Consider the following 15,690-nt stretch of genomic DNA (forward strand, 5'->3'; position numbering starts at 1 on the left):
CGGCGCCATGTTGATCGGGTCCTGCAGCACGCTGCCGGTGAAGTTCTCCTTCGGCGCGCGACGGGTCGGCCGCGAGCCGGAAACGTGGATATCCATGGGGTTACCTCGCTCTCTTGACGTTATTTCTTGCTTGCGGCGTAACGCGCCTTGGTCTCGGCATTCATCGGATAGAGGCCGGGTAGCTGGGCGCCATTGTTCACCTCGTTGACGATCCAGGCTTCCATCCGCTCCTGCTCGGGTCCCTCGGCCAGCACATGGTCGAGGAAGGCCTGCGGGATCAGCACCGCGCCGTCCTGGTCGGCCACGACGACGTCATTCGGAAACACGGCAACGCCGCCGCACCCGATCGGTTCGCCCCAGCCGACGAAGGTCAGGCCGGCGACCGACGGCGGCGCCGCGTAGCCGTCGCACCAGACCGGCAGGCCGGTGCCGAGCACACCCTCGAGGTCACGCACCACGCCATCGGTGATCAGCGCCGCAACCCCGCGTTTGACCATGCGCGCGCAGAGGATGTCGCCGAAAATGCCGGCGTCGGTGATGCCCATGGCATCGACCACGGCGATGCAGCCCGTCGGCATCGCCTCGATCGCGGTGCGGGTCGAGATCGGCGACGACCAGGATTCCGGCGTCGCCAGGTCCTCGCGAGCCGGCACGAAGCGCAACGTGAAGGCGGGTCCGACCAGCCGCTTCTGCCCAGGCTTCAGCGGCTTGGTGCCGCGCATCCAGATGTTTCGCAGGCCCTTCTTGAGCAGGACGGTGGTGATGGTGGCGGTGGACACGTGCGACAGCGTCGCGATCGCCTCGGTGGACAGTGACATCTGGAAAGCTTGCTCCGATGGGAGGAAAAGACCGGCGCATGTTGCCGGGCGAAGGCGCTGCGTCAAGGGCTGCGCGAAAATGCTGCGATCATCTAAATTTATCGCCGGCATGCCGATTAATTTATTGAAGTTGCTGTATCATTTTGCACGAAGCGAATTCCGTTTTGGATCGAAACACGCTAGCTTGATGGCCGACGAAGCCCGCTTGATCCAATGGCCGAACCCTTAAGTCCTCCCCGCCTTTTGCCGAGTGGCGACAGCGCCATCACGGTGGAATTCAGCCGCACCATCGACAACGCCGCCAACCGGCGCGTGCTGGCACTCGACCGCGTGATCGCGGCCGAGCCGATCGCCGGCGTCACCGAGACCGTGCCGACCTATCGCTCGCTGCTGGTGCATTACGATCCCGTGCAGATCGGCTTCGACGCGCTCGGCGAGCAACTGCTCGCGCGCGCCGCCAAGGCGCCGCCGACCGAGACCGGCACGCGGCGCTGGCGCATTCCCGTCGCCTATGGCGGCGAGCACGGCATCGATCTTGAGGACGTCGCGAAGGCGCTCGGAACCACTCCGGACGAGATCGTGGCACGCCACGTCGCCGGCGACTATCGCGTCGCCATGATCGGCTTCACGCCGGGCTGGTCTTATCTCAGCGGGCTAGAGACGTTCCTGCACATGCCCCGGCGCAAGGACCCGCGGCTCCTGACTCCCGCCGGCACGATCTCGATCGGCGGCATCCAGACCGGCGTGCAATGCCTGGCCGGCCCGAGCGGCTGGCACCTGCTCGGCCGTACCCCGGTGAGAACCTACCAATTGCATCGCGATCCGACCTTCCTGCTGGAGCCGGGCGACGCCATCACCTTCACGGCGGTCGATGCCAAGACCTTTGCGGAACAGGACCGCGCCGCCGATGCCGGCGAGTTCGTCGCAGAACTGGTGCGGCCATGAGCAAGCTCGTCGTCACCTCGATCGGCCCGGCAAGCTCGGTACAGGACGGCGGGCGTCCGGGCTCGCAACGCTATGGCCTGGTGCCGAGCGGCGCGATGGATCGGCTGTCGCTGGCTGCGGCAAACACGCTGGTCGGCAATGAGCTGCTTGCCGCCGCCGTCGAAATCGGCCCGTTCGGCGCCAGCTTCACCGCGCGCGGCGGTGCGGTGCGGGTCGGGCTCGCCGGCGCCTCACGCAATGCGGATATCGGCGGCCGGCCGGTCGCGTTCGACAGTTCGGCGACGCTCGCCGAAGGCGAGACGCTCAATCTCGGCTTCGCCCGCGGCGGCTCGTTCAGCTATCTCGCGATCGAGCACGGCATCGAGGGCGAACCGATGTTCGGCAGCCTCGCGGTCAACGCCCGCGCAGGGCTCGGCAGCCCCTACCCGCGGCCGCTGCAAAGCGGCGACGAGTTGAAGACGCAGGCCGCGAGCGGCATAGCCGAGCGCCGCATCGAATTGCCGGCCTCGAACGACGCGCCGATCCGGATCGTGTTCGGCCCGCAGGACGACGAGTTCGCCGATGAAAGCAAGAGGCTGCTCACCGACAGCGAGTGGAAGATCTCGGCCACCAGCGACCGCATGGGCTACCGCCTCGAAGGTCCCGCCATCAAGCACCTCGACGGCCACAACATCGTCTCCGACGGCACCGTGAACGGCAGCATCCAGGTGCCGGGCAACGGCCAGCCGATCGTGCTGATGCCGGATCGCGGCACCAGCGGCGGCTATCCGAAGATCGCAACCGTGATCACGGCGGATTTCGGCCGCTTCGCGCAGATCTCGGCCGCCGGCCGTTCCGCTTCAAGGCGGTGACGATCGCGGAAGCGCAAGCCGAGGCGATCAAGTTTCACGCGCTGCTGCGTTCCCTGCCCGATCGTCTCCGCGGCATCGAGGACTTTGGCCTCAACGTCGAGGCGCTGAAGGATGCTAATGTTGCAGGCCAGGCGGTCAGCGCCATCGACGCCGTGACCTGGCAAGTCGCGGTACCCTAGAGCATGATCCGGAAAAGTGTGAAGCGGTTTTCCGAAAAGATCATGCTCAAACAAAAGAGCCAACAGCAACAAACGGATCGATCGTCATGACCTCAACCATCGACCTCAATTGCGATCTCGGCGAAAGTTTTGGGCCCTGGGAAATGGGCAATGACGCCGCGATGATCGAGCTTGCGACTTCGGTCAACGTCGCCTGCGGTTACCATGCCGGCGACGCCGACATTATGCGCAAGACGGTCGAGCTCGCGAAGGCGCGCGGCGTCAGCGTCGGCGCCCATCCCGGCTACCGCGATCTGCACGGCTTTGGCCGCCGCCCGGTGCCCGGGCTGACATCGTCGGAAATCGAGAACCTTGTCGCCTATCAGATCGGCGCACTGCAGGCGATCGCGACTGCGGCCGGCCACAAGGTCACCCATGTGAAGGCGCATGGCGCGCTGTCCAACGTCGCCTGCGAGGACGACATGACGGCCAAGGCGATCGCCAATGCGATCAAGGCCGTCGATCGCAATCTGATCTTCGTGGTGCTCGCCAACTCGAAACTGGTGCGCGCGGGTGAAGCCGCCAATCTGCGGATGGCGCATGAAGTGTTTGCCGACCGTGCCTACGAGGACGACGGCAATCTGGTGTCGCGCAAGAAGCCCGGCGCGGTGCTGCACGATCCGAAGGCGATCGCCGAACGCGTGGTGCGCATGGTGCAGGACGGCGCTGTCGTCTCGGTCACCGGCAAGGTGATCAAGATGCAGACCGATACCGTCTGCATCCATGGCGACACGCACGGCGCCGTCGAGATCGCGCGCGGCCTGCGCGAGGCGCTGAAGCAGGCGGGCATTGCGGTTGCGCCGTTCAAGACTGCGCACTGAGAAGCGAACACATCTCATCAGCAAGGGCCGGCCGCAGCGCCGGTCCCTTTAGATTCCGTTAAGAACCTTCTTAAACCCAAACTTGCCGTTTGATTGCTAGGTGCAGCTTCCGAGCCTTTGATTGTCCTCTCAGGAAATTGGGTACGAAAGCATGTTCCGCACCAGCCTCTCCCTTGCCATTGCCGCGGTTGCTACGGCCGCCTTCACAAGCGCAGCGTCCGCCGGCTGCTACAGCTGCTATACGCCGCCGCCCCAGCCCTGCACGACCTGCTATCAGGTGCAGACCGTGCCGCCGCAATATCGCACGGTGCAGGAAACCGTGATGGTGTCGCCGGGCCGCGTCATCGCGCATCGCACGCCGGCGCAGTATCGTACCGTGATGGTGCCGAAGACCGTGATGGTCGCGCCCGAAGGCGTCGACTATGAGCGCATCCCGCCGCAATACGCCACCCAGGAGCGCACCCAGATGGTCTCGCCGGGCTATTCCTACTACGCGCCTGTTCAGCAGACCTGCAGCACCTGCGGCGGCGGTTACGGTTTCGGCTACGGGTATGGTCGCGGCTACGGCTACTGATCTATCAGCATCCAGCTGACACAAAGCCGCCGCCTGAGGACATCGGGCGGCGGCTTTGCAGTTCTTTCAGGGCCTCAGAACGGGTGGACGGACAGCGTGCCGAACACGATGGCGGCGATCACCGCAAACGCGCTGTAAAGCGCCGCAGTCTGAATTCCGGTCCCGGACTTCCTGGATATTTGTCGCGCGTAAAAGTGCAGGCGGGCTTCCGCCGATAGTTCGCGCATGGTCGATCTCCAACGCCCCATTCTCGGGCATATGGAATATCGTTCGCGCGGCAATTCAAGCGGGTGGCAAAAATAGCGATGCCGCCCCCTCGGGGAACCCGGTTCCCAGAGGAATATTCTTCCTCGCGGGTTGGTCCGAGAATCTTATTCGTCGCAATTCGAGGCGTCGGGAACCCGCACCAATCCCACAACAACCGAAAATCTCGAAAACAACCCCATGCAAAGTAGTCCGAGGTGTATATCTGGGCGCGGCCGCAGCCGCATTCAGGGCTTCCAGCGCCGGATCTTGAACGCCGCCAGATGGCCCGGAACGTCGGCCGGATCGAACGGTGGGCCTGCGAACGCGCCGATGGCGTGGGAGGGGCCTGCCGGGTGGCCTGACGCAGCGTCGTAGAGGTCTGGCCGGAACACCGCCATGGCAGCCTTCAACGCCTCCGGTCGGTACGGCGTCTGGCCCCAGCGAACCATCTGCGCGTAGAGCCAGGCCGCCTGCCCCGGGTCCGGCCGCGCGGCTGCCTCACGCCCGACCAGCAGATAGCGATTGCTCTCGCGCATCGTGCCGTCCGGCGAGATCTTCAGCCGGCCATCGAGCGTGCGCTGGATGACGCTGGCATCGACGCCGAGCCGCTCGGGCTGCGCCAGCATCCGCGCGACCTCGGGCCGGTTCTCCGGCTGCTCGATGAAATCAGCAGCGCGCAGATGCGCACGGACCAGCGCCACGACGACATCGGGATGCTTCTCCGACCAGCTCTCGCGCACGGCCAGCACCTTTTCGACCGCGCTGAGCAGGATGTCGGAGACGAAGTGCAGGATGTGGCCGACGCCGAGATCGACCGCGATCGAATTCCAGGGCGCGCCGACGCAGAACGCGTCGACCTGACCGTTGGCGAGACTGTCGACCATGTAGGGCGGCGGCAGCACCACGAGCTGCACGTCCTCGTCGGGATCGACGCCGCCGGCAGCCATCCAGAACCGCAATTGATAATTGTGGGTCGAGAACGGGAAGGTCATGCCGAAGGTCAGCGGCTCCGCCCCGCTCTTGCGCCGTTTTGCAACCACGCGGGCGAGCGCCTGCGAGGTCGCCATCGGATCGAAGCGGTCGCCGTCGATTTCCGCCATCAGCGCTGCGTGCAGCGCCGGCGACACCGTGATGGCGTTGCCGTTGAGCCCGAGATTGAAGGGTGCTGCGATCGGCACCTTGACGTGGCCGAGCCCGAGGTGTGATGCGATCGCCACCGGCGCCAGCAGATGCGCGGCATCGAACAGGCCGATGTTGAGCTTGTCGCGAACATTCGACCACGACACCTCGCGCACCAGCGTGATGTCGAGGCCCTCAGTCGCGGCAAATCCCTTGTCGACGGCGACGATCAATGCGGCGGCGTCGACCAGCGGAATGAACCCGATGCGCAAGGGTGTGGTCATTTGAGCAGCTCCGACGCCGTTAGGATCGATTGCGCGATCTCGCCGATCTTCTTCTTCTCGCGCATCGCGGTCGAACGCATCAGCACGTAGGCCTCCTCCTCGGTCAGCCCCTTCACCTTCATCAGGATGCCCTTGGCGCGGTCGATCACCTTGCGCTCCTCCAGCGCATGCTTGGTGCGGTCGAGCTCGTCCTGCAGCTTGGCGAAGGCTTTGAAGCGGGAGACGCAGAGATCGAGGATCGGCTTCATCCGCTCCTTCTTGAGGCCGTCGACGATGTAGGCGGAGACGCCCGCCTCCACCGACGCCTGGATCGAGGCGGCGTCGCTCTGGTCGACGAACATCGCGATCGGCCGGCGCACGGCACGGCTGACCTGGAACATCTGTTCCAGCACGTCGCGGCTGGGGTTCTCGAGGTCGATGACGATGATCTCGGGGTCGAGCGCATAGATCCGCGAGAGCAGGCTCTGCATCTCGCTGATATGGACCACGTCCGTGTAGCCCGCCTCCCGCAGTCCCTCCTCGAGGATGGCCGCACGGATCGGGCTCTCGTCGACGATGACGATCTTGGGAGACGATTCTGCGCTCATCGACAACTCTTAAGCCCCGGCAACCGCATCCATATCATGCCGGAAGGCCCGGGAAAGGGTTGTAATTCTCGGCAATTGGGACTAGCTCCTGCCCATCAATCAGGCAGATTTGGGACGATATGCAAGAGGCCGCCGCGCCGAAAGTGAGCTTCGTGTCCTTGGGATGCCCCAAGGCGCTGGTCGATTCCGAGCGCATCATCACGAGGCTGCGCGCGGAGGGCTATGAGCTCGCGCGCAAGCATGACGGCGCCGACATCGTGATCGTCAACACCTGCGGCTTCCTCGACAGCGCCAAGCAGGAATCGCTCGCCGCAATCGGCGAGGCCATGGCCGAGAACGGCAAGGTCATCGTCACCGGCTGCATGGGCGCGGAGCCTGAGCAGATCGAGAGCGCCTATCCCGGCGTGCTCTCGATCACCGGACCGCAGCAATATGAGAGCGTGCTGGACGCCGTGCATCGCGCGCTGCCGCCGGCGCACAACCCGCATCTCGACCTGGTGCCGCCGCAGGGCGTCAAGCTGACGCCGCGGCACTACGCCTATTTGAAGATTTCCGAAGGCTGCAACAACCGCTGCAGCTTCTGCATCATTCCGAAGCTGCGCGGCGACCTGGTGTCGCGGCCGGCCAATGACGTGCTGCGCGAAGCCGAGAAGCTGGTGAAGGCCGGCGTCAAGGAACTGCTCGTCATCTCGCAGGACACCTCGGCCTATGGCGTCGACCTGAAATACGCCGAGAGCCCGTGGCAGGATCGCAGCGTGCGCGCGAAATTCTTCGACCTCGCCAAGGAGCTCGGCGAGCTCGGCGCCTGGGTGCGGCTGCAATATGTCTATCCCTACCCGCATGTCGACGAGGTCATCGGCCTGATGACCGAGGGCAAGGTGCTGCCCTATCTCGACATCCCGTTCCAGCATGCGAGCCCCGATGTGCTGCGCGCGATGAAGCGTCCGGCCGCACAGGAGAAGACGCTGGCGCGGATCCAGAAATGGCGCGAGCAATGCCCCGAGTTGACGCTGCGCTCAACCTTCATCGTCGGATTCCCCGGCGAGACCGATGCCGACTTCGCCTATCTGCTCGACTGGCTCGATGAAGCTGGCATCGACCGCCTCGGCTGCTTCAAATACGAGCCGGTCGCCGGCGCCACGTCGAACGCGATTGCCAATGCCGTGCCCGACGAGGTCAAACACGAGCGCTGGAACGCGCTGATGGCGCGGCAGCAGAAGATCTCGGCCCGGCGCCTGAAGCACAAAGTCGGCACCCGCCAGCAGGTGATCATCGACGAGGTCGGCCCGACGGTGGCCAAAGGCCGGTCAAAGGCGGACGCGCCTGAGATCGACGGCGCCGTCTATCTCACCAGCCGCCGCCCGCTCAAGGTCGGCGAGATCGTCACCGCCAAGATCGAGCGCTCCGACCAGTACGACCTGCACGGCAGCGTCGCCGGATTCTGACGCGAATACGCTGCTGCACTCGGCCGTGCATTCATAAACCGGCGGTGAAATCCGCTTCGCTCCGATACCGACCTCCTTTGCGCAAGCGCAGCAAATGTCGCGATGGGCCAGCAGCGGACATTGAGAGCACCCGATACGAGTATTTCGCTCCCCCTGAGAATTGCGTGACTTGATAGAGGGAAAATGGTGCGTATGCTCGGCCAAGCATCTCTGTCGCCTCTGGGAACAAACAATGTTTGGTTGGTTGAAGCGCGAGCCGAAACAGTTGGCTGAGCAACGGCAATTGCTGTTGCCGGTCATCGCCGACTACCCACTCTACCAACCGCCGCACCGTCAGGGTCCGAACTTTCTGCGACGCACTCTCGACCAGTCCGAGGAAGCCTATCTCAAAACGATCCCTGAATTTGTTGCACGGGCCGACGAAAACTTTGCTTATTTTATGGAACAGCGCGCTTCACGTGTGGCCTCGCTGAAATTGTTTCTGGCTAAACTCGGTGTGAGCGCCGACTTTGATGACGCGGGCCTTGCGAGTTTGTCGCATTGGTTTCCCCAAAATTCCTTCGCGCTTGTCCCGAGCCTGAGAGACTGGACCGTGGGGCAAATGTTCTACCAGATGAAGACACCGTGGATTGGCGAATTAAGAGGTCTCAATGTCATATTCGATCTCGGCATTTTTCTTGGCGAGTGCCTCACCACAAGACAGCCGCGCCTGCATTGGAGGCGTTACACCGGATCGTCCGATACCGGTGAAGCTTATGGTACTGGCTATGCAATAGAAGGCTTCAAGAGGCACGCAAAAAGCAACCAGTTCGATCCTTCGGAGCGGATTTTTCTCCTTTGCAAGAATGATCTCAACGCGATCCATAGTGGACAGCCCGTCACGTTACCTAATGCCCTGTCGGGCATAGTGCGCGGCTATTCGATGCGATAGCAACGATGGTCGGCTTCGGGTCAAACTCGACGGTTTGGCCCAATCTCGGTAAGGTCCGGTCTACCTCTCGGAGCGGACAGGTAGGTGGTCGGGCGCATTGGTCGACATGGGCCAGAAACGGAAGTCACCGTCCAAATCGGCGGCGTGGAGCCGCGATGCCGTGGTTCTTTTCGCGTTCTGCTTCGGTCCAGATTAAACGCTTGAAGAAGGCTTTGCGCCCTTGGCTACTTCCGCCAGTCTCATACCCGTGTAGGCAGCGCTTGATTTCGGCATTGAACCACGACAATGGCATGTCGCGAACATCTGCCGACGTTTCATCCGCGTTGGATCGCTTTCCAGCCATTTGTCGAAATCCCTCCTACTTTTCCTGAACTTCCCTCCAATAATATTAGAAATTATTCCGGGCGGTGTCTTTTCATCCAATCCGGGCTACCACGCGGGGCCGTCTGTGATCGAATTGGTGGATCGGATTGATCGGACGATATTAAGCGTACCCTGAGTTCGTCGCCGATCTTCAACTGATCCGTTTCGTACCAGTCGACCGAAGTAGCCGCGCCCTCAATTCCACCGACTACACACTTAATCCCCGGGATCGCTTGCGCTGACGAAGCGGCGTTTGATGAAGCGTCCGGCCCTTTGCCTACCCAGTGCAAAATGACGGATATTACGCCTTCGGACACACCCGCTGTCGTTAGTTTTTCACCATTCCTCCAAACCTCGAAGCAAAGCATTCGCCTCTCCCTTTTGCAGCATAAGGTTGTACAATCCGTTCGTTTCTCAAAAATGAAATTCAAAGGCGCAAACGCCCGCTTTGGGTCAATCGGGTCGGCTTGACACTACGCCCGCTGCTTCCGGTCTTCCCTGATAAGCCGACCTTTGGCGAGCACGACTGGACGTCTCAAACGGGCCGATTCCGTTGAAAAAGGCTGGCAGTATTCTGTTGTAATGGTTGGGCGGGGATGAGATCGGGGTGGTCCCTATGCGGGCCTTGCTGTAGGCATCGCGATCAGCTTGGCCATCTTCCGAAGGTTCTGTGCGGTGGCTGCGAGGGTGAACTCGTCGCGTGCGCCGTTTGGGCCTCGTAATCGTAAACGGTCGAGCTTGAGAATGCGCTTGAGGTGCGCAAACAGCATCTCGATCTTCTTCCGCAACCGGCGTGAAGTACGGCCCTCCCATGATCGTGCTATCTCGCGCGCCATGTCGCGAGCGCCCTCGTAGATCGAGCGAGACACTTTGCGGACAAAGTCCTTGGGGCAGCAGCGAGCCTTCAAGGCGCAGCCGGTGCAATCGTGCTTGCTCGCCCGGTAGAGCATCGTTGCGCCATCGTTCACCAGTGTTCCGGTTGTGGTCAGCATCTTGCCGGCGGGGCAGGTATAGATGTCGCTGGTGTGGTCATAGGTGAAGTCCTCGCGCGAAAAGGTCCCGTCCGCGCGGGCCGACTTGTCGAACACCGTCACGTGCGGCTCGATCCCGTGCTCGTAAACCAGCCAGCCGAGCATCTCGGCCGAGCCATAGCCGCTGTCGCCGAGGAGCCGGGTGGGGTAAAGGTCGAACCGTTCGAGCGAGCGCTCAATCATGCGCTTGGCAGCCAACACCTCCGCCTGCCGGATTGCCGTGGTTGCCTCGACATCGACGATGATCGCGTTCTCGACGTCGACCAGGTAGTTTGTCGAGTAGGCGAAGAAGGCTTGGCCGCCGTGCGCGCCGGTCCAGCGTGCCGCCGGATCGGCGGGCGACACGAACTTCGGGGTGACCTCGGTCGCTGCTCCGAAAGCGGCATCGTCGAGGACGACCAGGTACTCGCTTATCGCTCGGCCTGTCGCCTCCGGTGGGAGTCCCTTATCGCCTTCAATCCCCTTTTGCCGATTGGCGTCGGCCTTGATCAGGCTCGCATCCACGGCAAATCCTTCACCGCCGACCAGCCGCTCCTCGATACAACGGTGCAAGACGTTCTCGAACACGCGACGGAAGAGATCGCTTTCTCGGAAGCGACCATGTCTGTTCTTGGAGAACGTTGAGTGATCCGGCACCGCAACGTCCAGGCCGAGCCGGCAGAACCACCGGTAGGCCAAATTGAGGTGAACCTCATCGCACAGACGCCGCTCCGATCGGATGCCGAAGCAATAGCCGATCAGAAGCATCCGTATCATCAGCTCGGGATCGATCGAAGGCCGGCCGATCTTACTGTAGAACGGCGCCAGGTCCTGCCTAATCTGTTCAAGATCGACAAATCTATCGATCGAGCGAAGCAAGTGGTCGGAAGGGACATGCCTCTCGAGCGAGAACTCATAGAACAAAGCAGCCTGTTCGACTTGCCGATGTCCCATCATGATGTTCAGTCCTGCCAATTAAACAGACTGAATCACTGGTATCTCTGAGTCGCAACTGCGGCCTTTTTCAACAAAATCGACCAACAACAGACATGGATGTCGATAGCGGAATCATCGCGGGGAGGACGCGGCCCACCACGGTTATTTTCTTGAAACCGCGAAACCGGGCTCGCGTAGCTGGACAGTTTGGGGGATAGCAGAAAACCCTGGCGTTGGCGTCAATCTTCGTTTCCAACCAGAATCGCCAACGTGATCTCGCCATCGGTAATGTAGTGATTGACGCGTTCGGCGAGAAGATTTTCGCCGGCCTGATAAACTTTCACCGCTTGGATGGTTCGAATCCTCTTCAACTCACCGATAATATAATCGCGCTCTGCATTCGTATCCGAATCTGTGGCGTGGGTGATTTGAAATGAAAGACGAGTGAGGGATAGGCCGGTGTCCCTGGTGCCAGCTCCTATCCAAAGAACGCATTCGTTTTCCGGCGGGCGTTCGGTGTTTAGCCAGAAATCTGCTGTTCCCCAAGTTGCCTGGGCACGCGTTTGACTCAAGGCCCAGAACCTTACGTGGTGGCGCTTCCGCGGGCTGTTATCGATCGCCTTTTGAAAACCGATGTCCTGGCCCCGCCCGAAAAGATAGAGGGTGCTGAACGGGGCGGTGGGGTATGGAGTATTGAGCACAAAGGCTCGGACCATGCCCCATGAACTGGCTAGACTAAGCCGATCTGCTTCCGACCAGCCGAGCGCTGCGAAGGCCCCGCGAAGCTGCTGGAGCGTACCGACGAGCACGACGTTCACGGGATCTCCAGGCAGTCCGTCGCCCGTAATCGTGTAACTCGGCACACGTTTGCTTTGCAGAATCTTCAAGCCCATCCGAATCGCACGTGGCAGAACGAGATATGCGGCGATTCCGTAGGTGGCACTGACTGCCAGGATCCAAGGTAGCCTGCGGTCCGCAGTTTCAAAAACAACGAAGACAATCAACCAAACACAGAAGATTCCCAATCCAAAGATGAGCAAACGCTGCACAAGAAGCTTGAGCAATCTCATCTTGCACGGCCTCGTTGAAATCCCGTCGGTCCAACAGCTGAGGATTTGGCAGGTCTTCGACGCCAGTGGCTCGGCTCCGTCAATAAGATTGCGGATATAGGCTGTCAGCGCCGAACTTGGCTCGCACCGCCAATCAGGAAAGCGGATTGAGCCGATCAGGTCACGCAACGGCCAGGCTGCAGGAGCCTTGCGACTTCCGTGAGCGTGCTGACCATGGGCTCGCAGGCGACTGTCGGCTTACGGCTCTGATTCCACAGCGGCGTCTTGGTGATACGGGCTTGCGCAGACGGAACACGGATCAGGACCGATGTATCGGCTTGATCGTTCAAGCGCACAGAAACCGTTTTCGTCTGGACTGCGAACGACTTAGGGGCAGCAAGGTGATCTGCCTTGCCGGCTCGGTTGACGATCTGACCTGGCTGCTCAGAGCCCGCGTGCCAGCGGTCGCCGAGGTCGTGACCTGAAGCGAATTGCACGGCGCCGATCGTCAATGCAGTCGCGAGAGCGACTAAAAAACCTTTGCGAATCTGTGACATGCCCTTGTTCCGCGCCCCACGGCGATCGTTGTTCTTTTTGCAGTTCCCCTTTGCCCATCGCTTCCAAGGCTATTTTTAACCGCCCGATTGTTTCACCATGCCTTCGTGAAGGCCGGAAAATGGTTTCATGCCGGCAGATTTTGTTTCGTCGCCCCTCGAATACTACTCGGCGGCGGGTATTCCAGAGGAAGCGGCGACTGTTGGCTGAGGGCCGCAATGGGTCGCGCGTGACGCGCCGCCTGCACGTCATCGGTCACGTCGAAAATTGGCCGGAAGGTCTCTTTCGATCAGCAGCTTGATCACGGCGCCACCTCCAGGATTGCCTCGTCGCAGCCTAACACGCTCCGCGAGCCGATTGCGTGCGGTATCACCTCCCGCTTGACACCGACGCCGCTTCGGCTGTATGGGCCTGCGCCATGAAGCTGAACCGGACCCACCGCCGCGCCATCTGCCGTCGTCGCACCCGCGACGATGCTGGGCTGCGCCGTGTCCGACGCCATCGCTGATTAGCTGACATCAGCCAGGGTTTTCGAGAAGGCCGCGCCCCCAAAGCGCGGCCTTCTCGCTTTTCGGCCTGTCCCCCATTCCCTACACCGCCCCCAGAGGAGATCGACATGATCAACGCTACCCAACCGTTCGACGCGCTGATGGATATCACCGCCCGCCCGCAGGTTGTGTTCGTGCGCGGCGCGGGCTCGTACCTCTGGGACGCCAACCGCAACCGCTATCTCGATTTCGTGCAAGGCTGGGCCGTCAACGCCCTCGGCCATTCGCCGCCGGCCGTGGCCGACGCGCTGGCCGCGCAGGCCAGACGGCTGCTGACGCCGAGCCCGGCATTCTACAACGAGCCGAGCCTGAAGCTGGCAAAGGCGCTGGTCGACAACAGCTGCTTCGACCAGGTGTTCTTCGCCAACTCAGGCGCCGAGGCCAACGAAGGCGCGATCAAGCTCGCACGGAAATACGGCGCGAAATACAAGAACGGCGCGCACGAGATCATCACCTTCGAGGGCGGCTTCCACGGCCGCACGCTCGCGACCATGTCGGCCTCGGGCAAGAAGGCGTTCGAGCCGCTGTTCGAGCCGAAGGTCTCGGGCTTCCGGAAAGCGCGGCTGAACGACATCGAGTCGGTGCGGAAGTTGATCTCGCCATCGACGGTCGCGGTGATGCTGGAGCCGATCCAGGGCGAAGCCGGCGTCTGGCCCGCCACCGATGAATTCCTCGGGGAGTTGCGGGCGCTGACCCAGCAGCGCGGCCTGCTGCTGATCGTCGACGAGATCCAGACCGGCATGGGCCGGACCGGAAAGTTGTTCGGCTATGAGCATGCCGGAGTCGAGCCCGACATCATGACGCTCGGCAAAGGCATCGGCGGCGGCGTGCCGCTGGCGGCGCTACTCGCGACCGAGCATGCCTCGTGCTTCGATCACGGCGATCAGGGCGGCACCTTCAACGGCAATCCGTTGATGTGCGCCGCGGGCCTCGCCGTACTCGATCAGATCGGCCGGCCCGATTTCCTGAAATCGGTCGCCGACACCGGGCAGCTGCTCGAGCGCGAATTGCAGCGGCTGTCGGCGCGGCATGGGCTCGGCGGGATCAGGGGCCGCGGCCTGCTGCTGGCGCTCGACCTCAAGATGCCGATCGGCGCGGCCGTCGTCGCCGAGGCGTTTGCGGCCGGCGTGCTGGTGAACTCGCCGCAGCCGGACACGCTGCGCTTCATGCCGGCGCTCAACGTCACGCGGGAGGAAATCTCGGCGATGATCGATTGCCTGGATACGGTGCTGACGAAGGTCGGCGCGGCCAGGCGGGTGGCGTAACGCACCAGTCATTGCGAGCGAAGCGAAACAATCCATCCCTCCGCATATGCGGGACAATGGATTGCTTCGTCGCCTCGCTCCTCGCAATGACGGCGAGAAATTACGGCCTGAGAATCGCCGCGCCTGTCGTCGCCCGGCTCTCTAGGTCGATATGCGCCTTCGCCGCGTCCTTCAGCGCATAGGCGTGGTTGATCGGCACGTGCAGCTTGCCGTTGATCACGGCGGCGAACAGCGTGTCGGCGCCTTCGAGCAATTCCTTGCGGGTGCCGACATAGTCGTTGAGCTTGGGCCGTGTCGCAAACAGCGAGCCGTGGTTGTTCAGTTCGGCGAGCGGGAACGGCGGGACCGGGCCCGACGCATTGCCGAAGCTGACGAACAGGCCGCGCGGCCGCAGGCAGGACAGCGATCCTGGGAACGTGGTCTTGCCGACGCCGTCATAGACGACATCGCAGAGTTCGCCGCGGCTGATCTGCTTGACGCGCTCGACGAAGTTCTCCTCGTTGTAGAGGATGACGTGGTCGCAACCATTGGCAAGCGCGAGATCCGCCTTCGCCTTCGAGCCGACGGTGCCGATGACATGCGCGCCGAGCGCCCGCGCCCATTGGCAGGCCAGCAGCCCGATGCCGCCGGCCGCGGCGTGGATCAGCACGCGGTGGCCCTGCTCGACCTTGAAGGTCTTGTGCAAGAGGTACCAGACCGTGAGCCCCTTGAGCATCAGCACGGCGCCCTGCTCGTAGGTGATATGGTCGGGCAGCTTGACGAGCTTGTCGGCCGGGATGACGCGCTCGGACGCATAACCGCCGAGGTTGTAGTAGTAGGCGACTCGATCGCCGGGGTGGAAATTGGTCACCCCCGGACCGACAGCCAAAACCTCGCCTGCGGCCTCGTTGCCGGCGATGAACGGCAGGCTCGGCGCCTTGTAGAGGCCGGTGCGGAAATAGACGTCGATGAAGTTCAGCCCGACCGCGTGCTGGCGGATACGAACCTCACCGTTGCCCGGCGGGCCGACCTCGACGTCCTCATAGGTCAGGACTTCCGGGCCCCCAACCTTGTGCACGCGCACAGCCTTGGTCATGTCGTCGCTCCCCTCAGAAATCTCGCGTCAAGCGAGCGAATGCCATCGGC

15 protein-coding genes and 1 pseudogene are annotated in these 15,690 nt (G+C 62.4%); 7 read left to right on the forward strand and 9 right to left on the reverse strand.

Annotation, left to right across the window (positions count from 1 at the left end; genetic code table 11):
- Window positions 1-119 precede the first annotated feature (119 nt).
- Window positions 120-818 carry a ribonuclease activity regulator RraA gene (locus tag H8A92_RS20335; protein ID WP_229197407.1) on the reverse strand — a complete coding sequence of 233 codons (699 nt, stop codon included), beginning with the start codon at window positions 816-818 and terminating at the stop codon, window positions 120-122.
- 213 nt (window positions 819-1,031) lie between these two features.
- Here H8A92_RS20335 and pxpB point away from each other — a divergent pair, with 213 nt between their 5' ends.
- The 4 genes and pseudogenes from pxpB to H8A92_RS20355 all read left to right on the forward strand — a co-directional run bounded on the left by pxpB (window position 1,032) and on the right by H8A92_RS20355 (window position 4,227).
- Complete coding sequence (gene pxpB, locus H8A92_RS20340) at window positions 1,032-1,763, forward strand: 5-oxoprolinase subunit PxpB (RefSeq protein WP_229197408.1); 732 nt, start codon at window positions 1,032-1,034, stop codon at window positions 1,761-1,763.
- Window positions 1,760-2,793: pseudogene (locus H8A92_RS20345) on the forward strand (5-oxoprolinase subunit C family protein). The gene pxpB and the pseudogene H8A92_RS20345 overlap by 4 nt, the downstream one beginning before the upstream one ends.
- Window positions 2,794-2,879: 86 nt before the next feature.
- A complete protein-coding gene (locus H8A92_RS20350; protein WP_229197409.1) occupies window positions 2,880-3,653 on the forward strand; it encodes a LamB/YcsF family protein in 774 nt (257 codons plus the stop codon).
- A 151-nt stretch (window positions 3,654-3,804) separates the two neighbouring features.
- Window positions 3,805-4,227 (forward strand): hypothetical protein, encoded by a 423-nt coding sequence (locus H8A92_RS20355; RefSeq protein ID WP_229197410.1) that lies wholly within the window; start codon window positions 3,805-3,807, stop codon window positions 4,225-4,227.
- Window positions 4,228-4,301: 74 nt separating this feature from the next.
- On the opposite strand, the gene H8A92_RS20360 is transcribed toward H8A92_RS20355, so the two are convergent.
- The 3 genes from H8A92_RS20360 to H8A92_RS20370 form a co-directional block, all read right to left on the reverse strand.
- On the reverse strand, window positions 4,302-4,454 hold the full coding sequence (locus tag H8A92_RS20360; RefSeq protein ID WP_229197411.1) for a hypothetical protein: 153 nt from the start codon (window positions 4,452-4,454) through the stop codon (window positions 4,302-4,304).
- Between the two features lie 264 nt (window positions 4,455-4,718).
- The gene (locus H8A92_RS20365; protein WP_229197412.1) at window positions 4,719-5,876 is read right to left on the reverse strand and encodes a CmpA/NrtA family ABC transporter substrate-binding protein; all 1,158 of its coding nucleotides are present in this window, start codon (window positions 5,874-5,876) and stop codon (window positions 4,719-4,721) included.
- A complete protein-coding gene (locus H8A92_RS20370; RefSeq protein WP_229197413.1) occupies window positions 5,873-6,463 on the reverse strand; it encodes an ANTAR domain-containing response regulator in 591 nt (196 codons plus the stop codon). Before H8A92_RS20370 ends, H8A92_RS20365 begins: the two co-directional genes overlap by 4 nt.
- A gap of 119 nt (window positions 6,464-6,582) precedes the next feature.
- Here H8A92_RS20370 and rimO point away from each other — a divergent pair, with 119 nt between their 5' ends.
- Together rimO and H8A92_RS20380 are read left to right on the forward strand one after the other, a co-directional pair.
- Window positions 6,583-7,908, forward strand: a complete 1,326-nt coding sequence (gene rimO / locus H8A92_RS20375) for a 30S ribosomal protein S12 methylthiotransferase RimO (RefSeq protein ID WP_229197414.1) — start codon at window positions 6,583-6,585, stop codon at window positions 7,906-7,908.
- Window positions 7,909-8,140: 232 nt separating this feature from the next.
- Window positions 8,141-8,839 (forward strand): hotdog family protein, encoded by a 699-nt coding sequence (locus H8A92_RS20380; RefSeq protein ID WP_229197415.1) that lies wholly within the window; start codon window positions 8,141-8,143, stop codon window positions 8,837-8,839.
- Window positions 8,840-8,963: 124 nt separating this feature from the next.
- On the opposite strand, the gene H8A92_RS20385 is transcribed toward H8A92_RS20380, so the two are convergent.
- The 4 genes from H8A92_RS20385 to H8A92_RS20400 all read right to left on the reverse strand — a co-directional run bounded on the left by H8A92_RS20385 (window position 8,964) and on the right by H8A92_RS20400 (window position 12,754).
- Window positions 8,964-9,182 (reverse strand): hypothetical protein, encoded by a 219-nt coding sequence (locus H8A92_RS20385; protein WP_229197416.1) that lies wholly within the window; start codon window positions 9,180-9,182, stop codon window positions 8,964-8,966.
- A gap of 634 nt (window positions 9,183-9,816) precedes the next feature.
- Window positions 9,817-11,169, reverse strand: a complete 1,353-nt coding sequence (locus H8A92_RS20390; RefSeq protein ID WP_229197417.1) for a transposase — start codon at window positions 11,167-11,169, stop codon at window positions 9,817-9,819.
- A gap of 218 nt (window positions 11,170-11,387) precedes the next feature.
- On the reverse strand, window positions 11,388-12,218 hold the full coding sequence (locus tag H8A92_RS20395; RefSeq protein ID WP_229197418.1) for an LssY C-terminal domain-containing protein: 831 nt from the start codon (window positions 12,216-12,218) through the stop codon (window positions 11,388-11,390).
- 155 nt (window positions 12,219-12,373) lie between these two features.
- On the reverse strand, window positions 12,374-12,754 hold the full coding sequence (locus tag H8A92_RS20400; protein ID WP_229197419.1) for a hypothetical protein: 381 nt from the start codon (window positions 12,752-12,754) through the stop codon (window positions 12,374-12,376).
- A gap of 614 nt (window positions 12,755-13,368) precedes the next feature.
- Between H8A92_RS20400 and H8A92_RS20405 the strand changes: the two genes are divergently transcribed.
- Window positions 13,369-14,565 carry an acetylornithine transaminase gene (locus H8A92_RS20405; protein WP_229197420.1) on the forward strand — a complete coding sequence of 399 codons (1,197 nt, stop codon included), beginning with the start codon at window positions 13,369-13,371 and terminating at the stop codon, window positions 14,563-14,565.
- Between the two features lie 100 nt (window positions 14,566-14,665).
- Here the strand turns inward: H8A92_RS20405 and H8A92_RS20410 are convergent, their stop codons facing one another.
- Window positions 14,666-15,640: a quinone oxidoreductase family protein gene (locus tag H8A92_RS20410; protein ID WP_229197421.1), complete on the reverse strand. Its 975-nt coding sequence runs from the start codon at window positions 15,638-15,640 to the stop codon at window positions 14,666-14,668.
- Window positions 15,641-15,690: the final 50 nt, after the last annotated feature.

Origin of the sequence: Bradyrhizobium acaciae (assembly GCF_020889785.1) — a bacterium.
Classification (GTDB): Bacteria; Pseudomonadota; Alphaproteobacteria; order Rhizobiales; family Xanthobacteraceae; genus Bradyrhizobium; species Bradyrhizobium acaciae.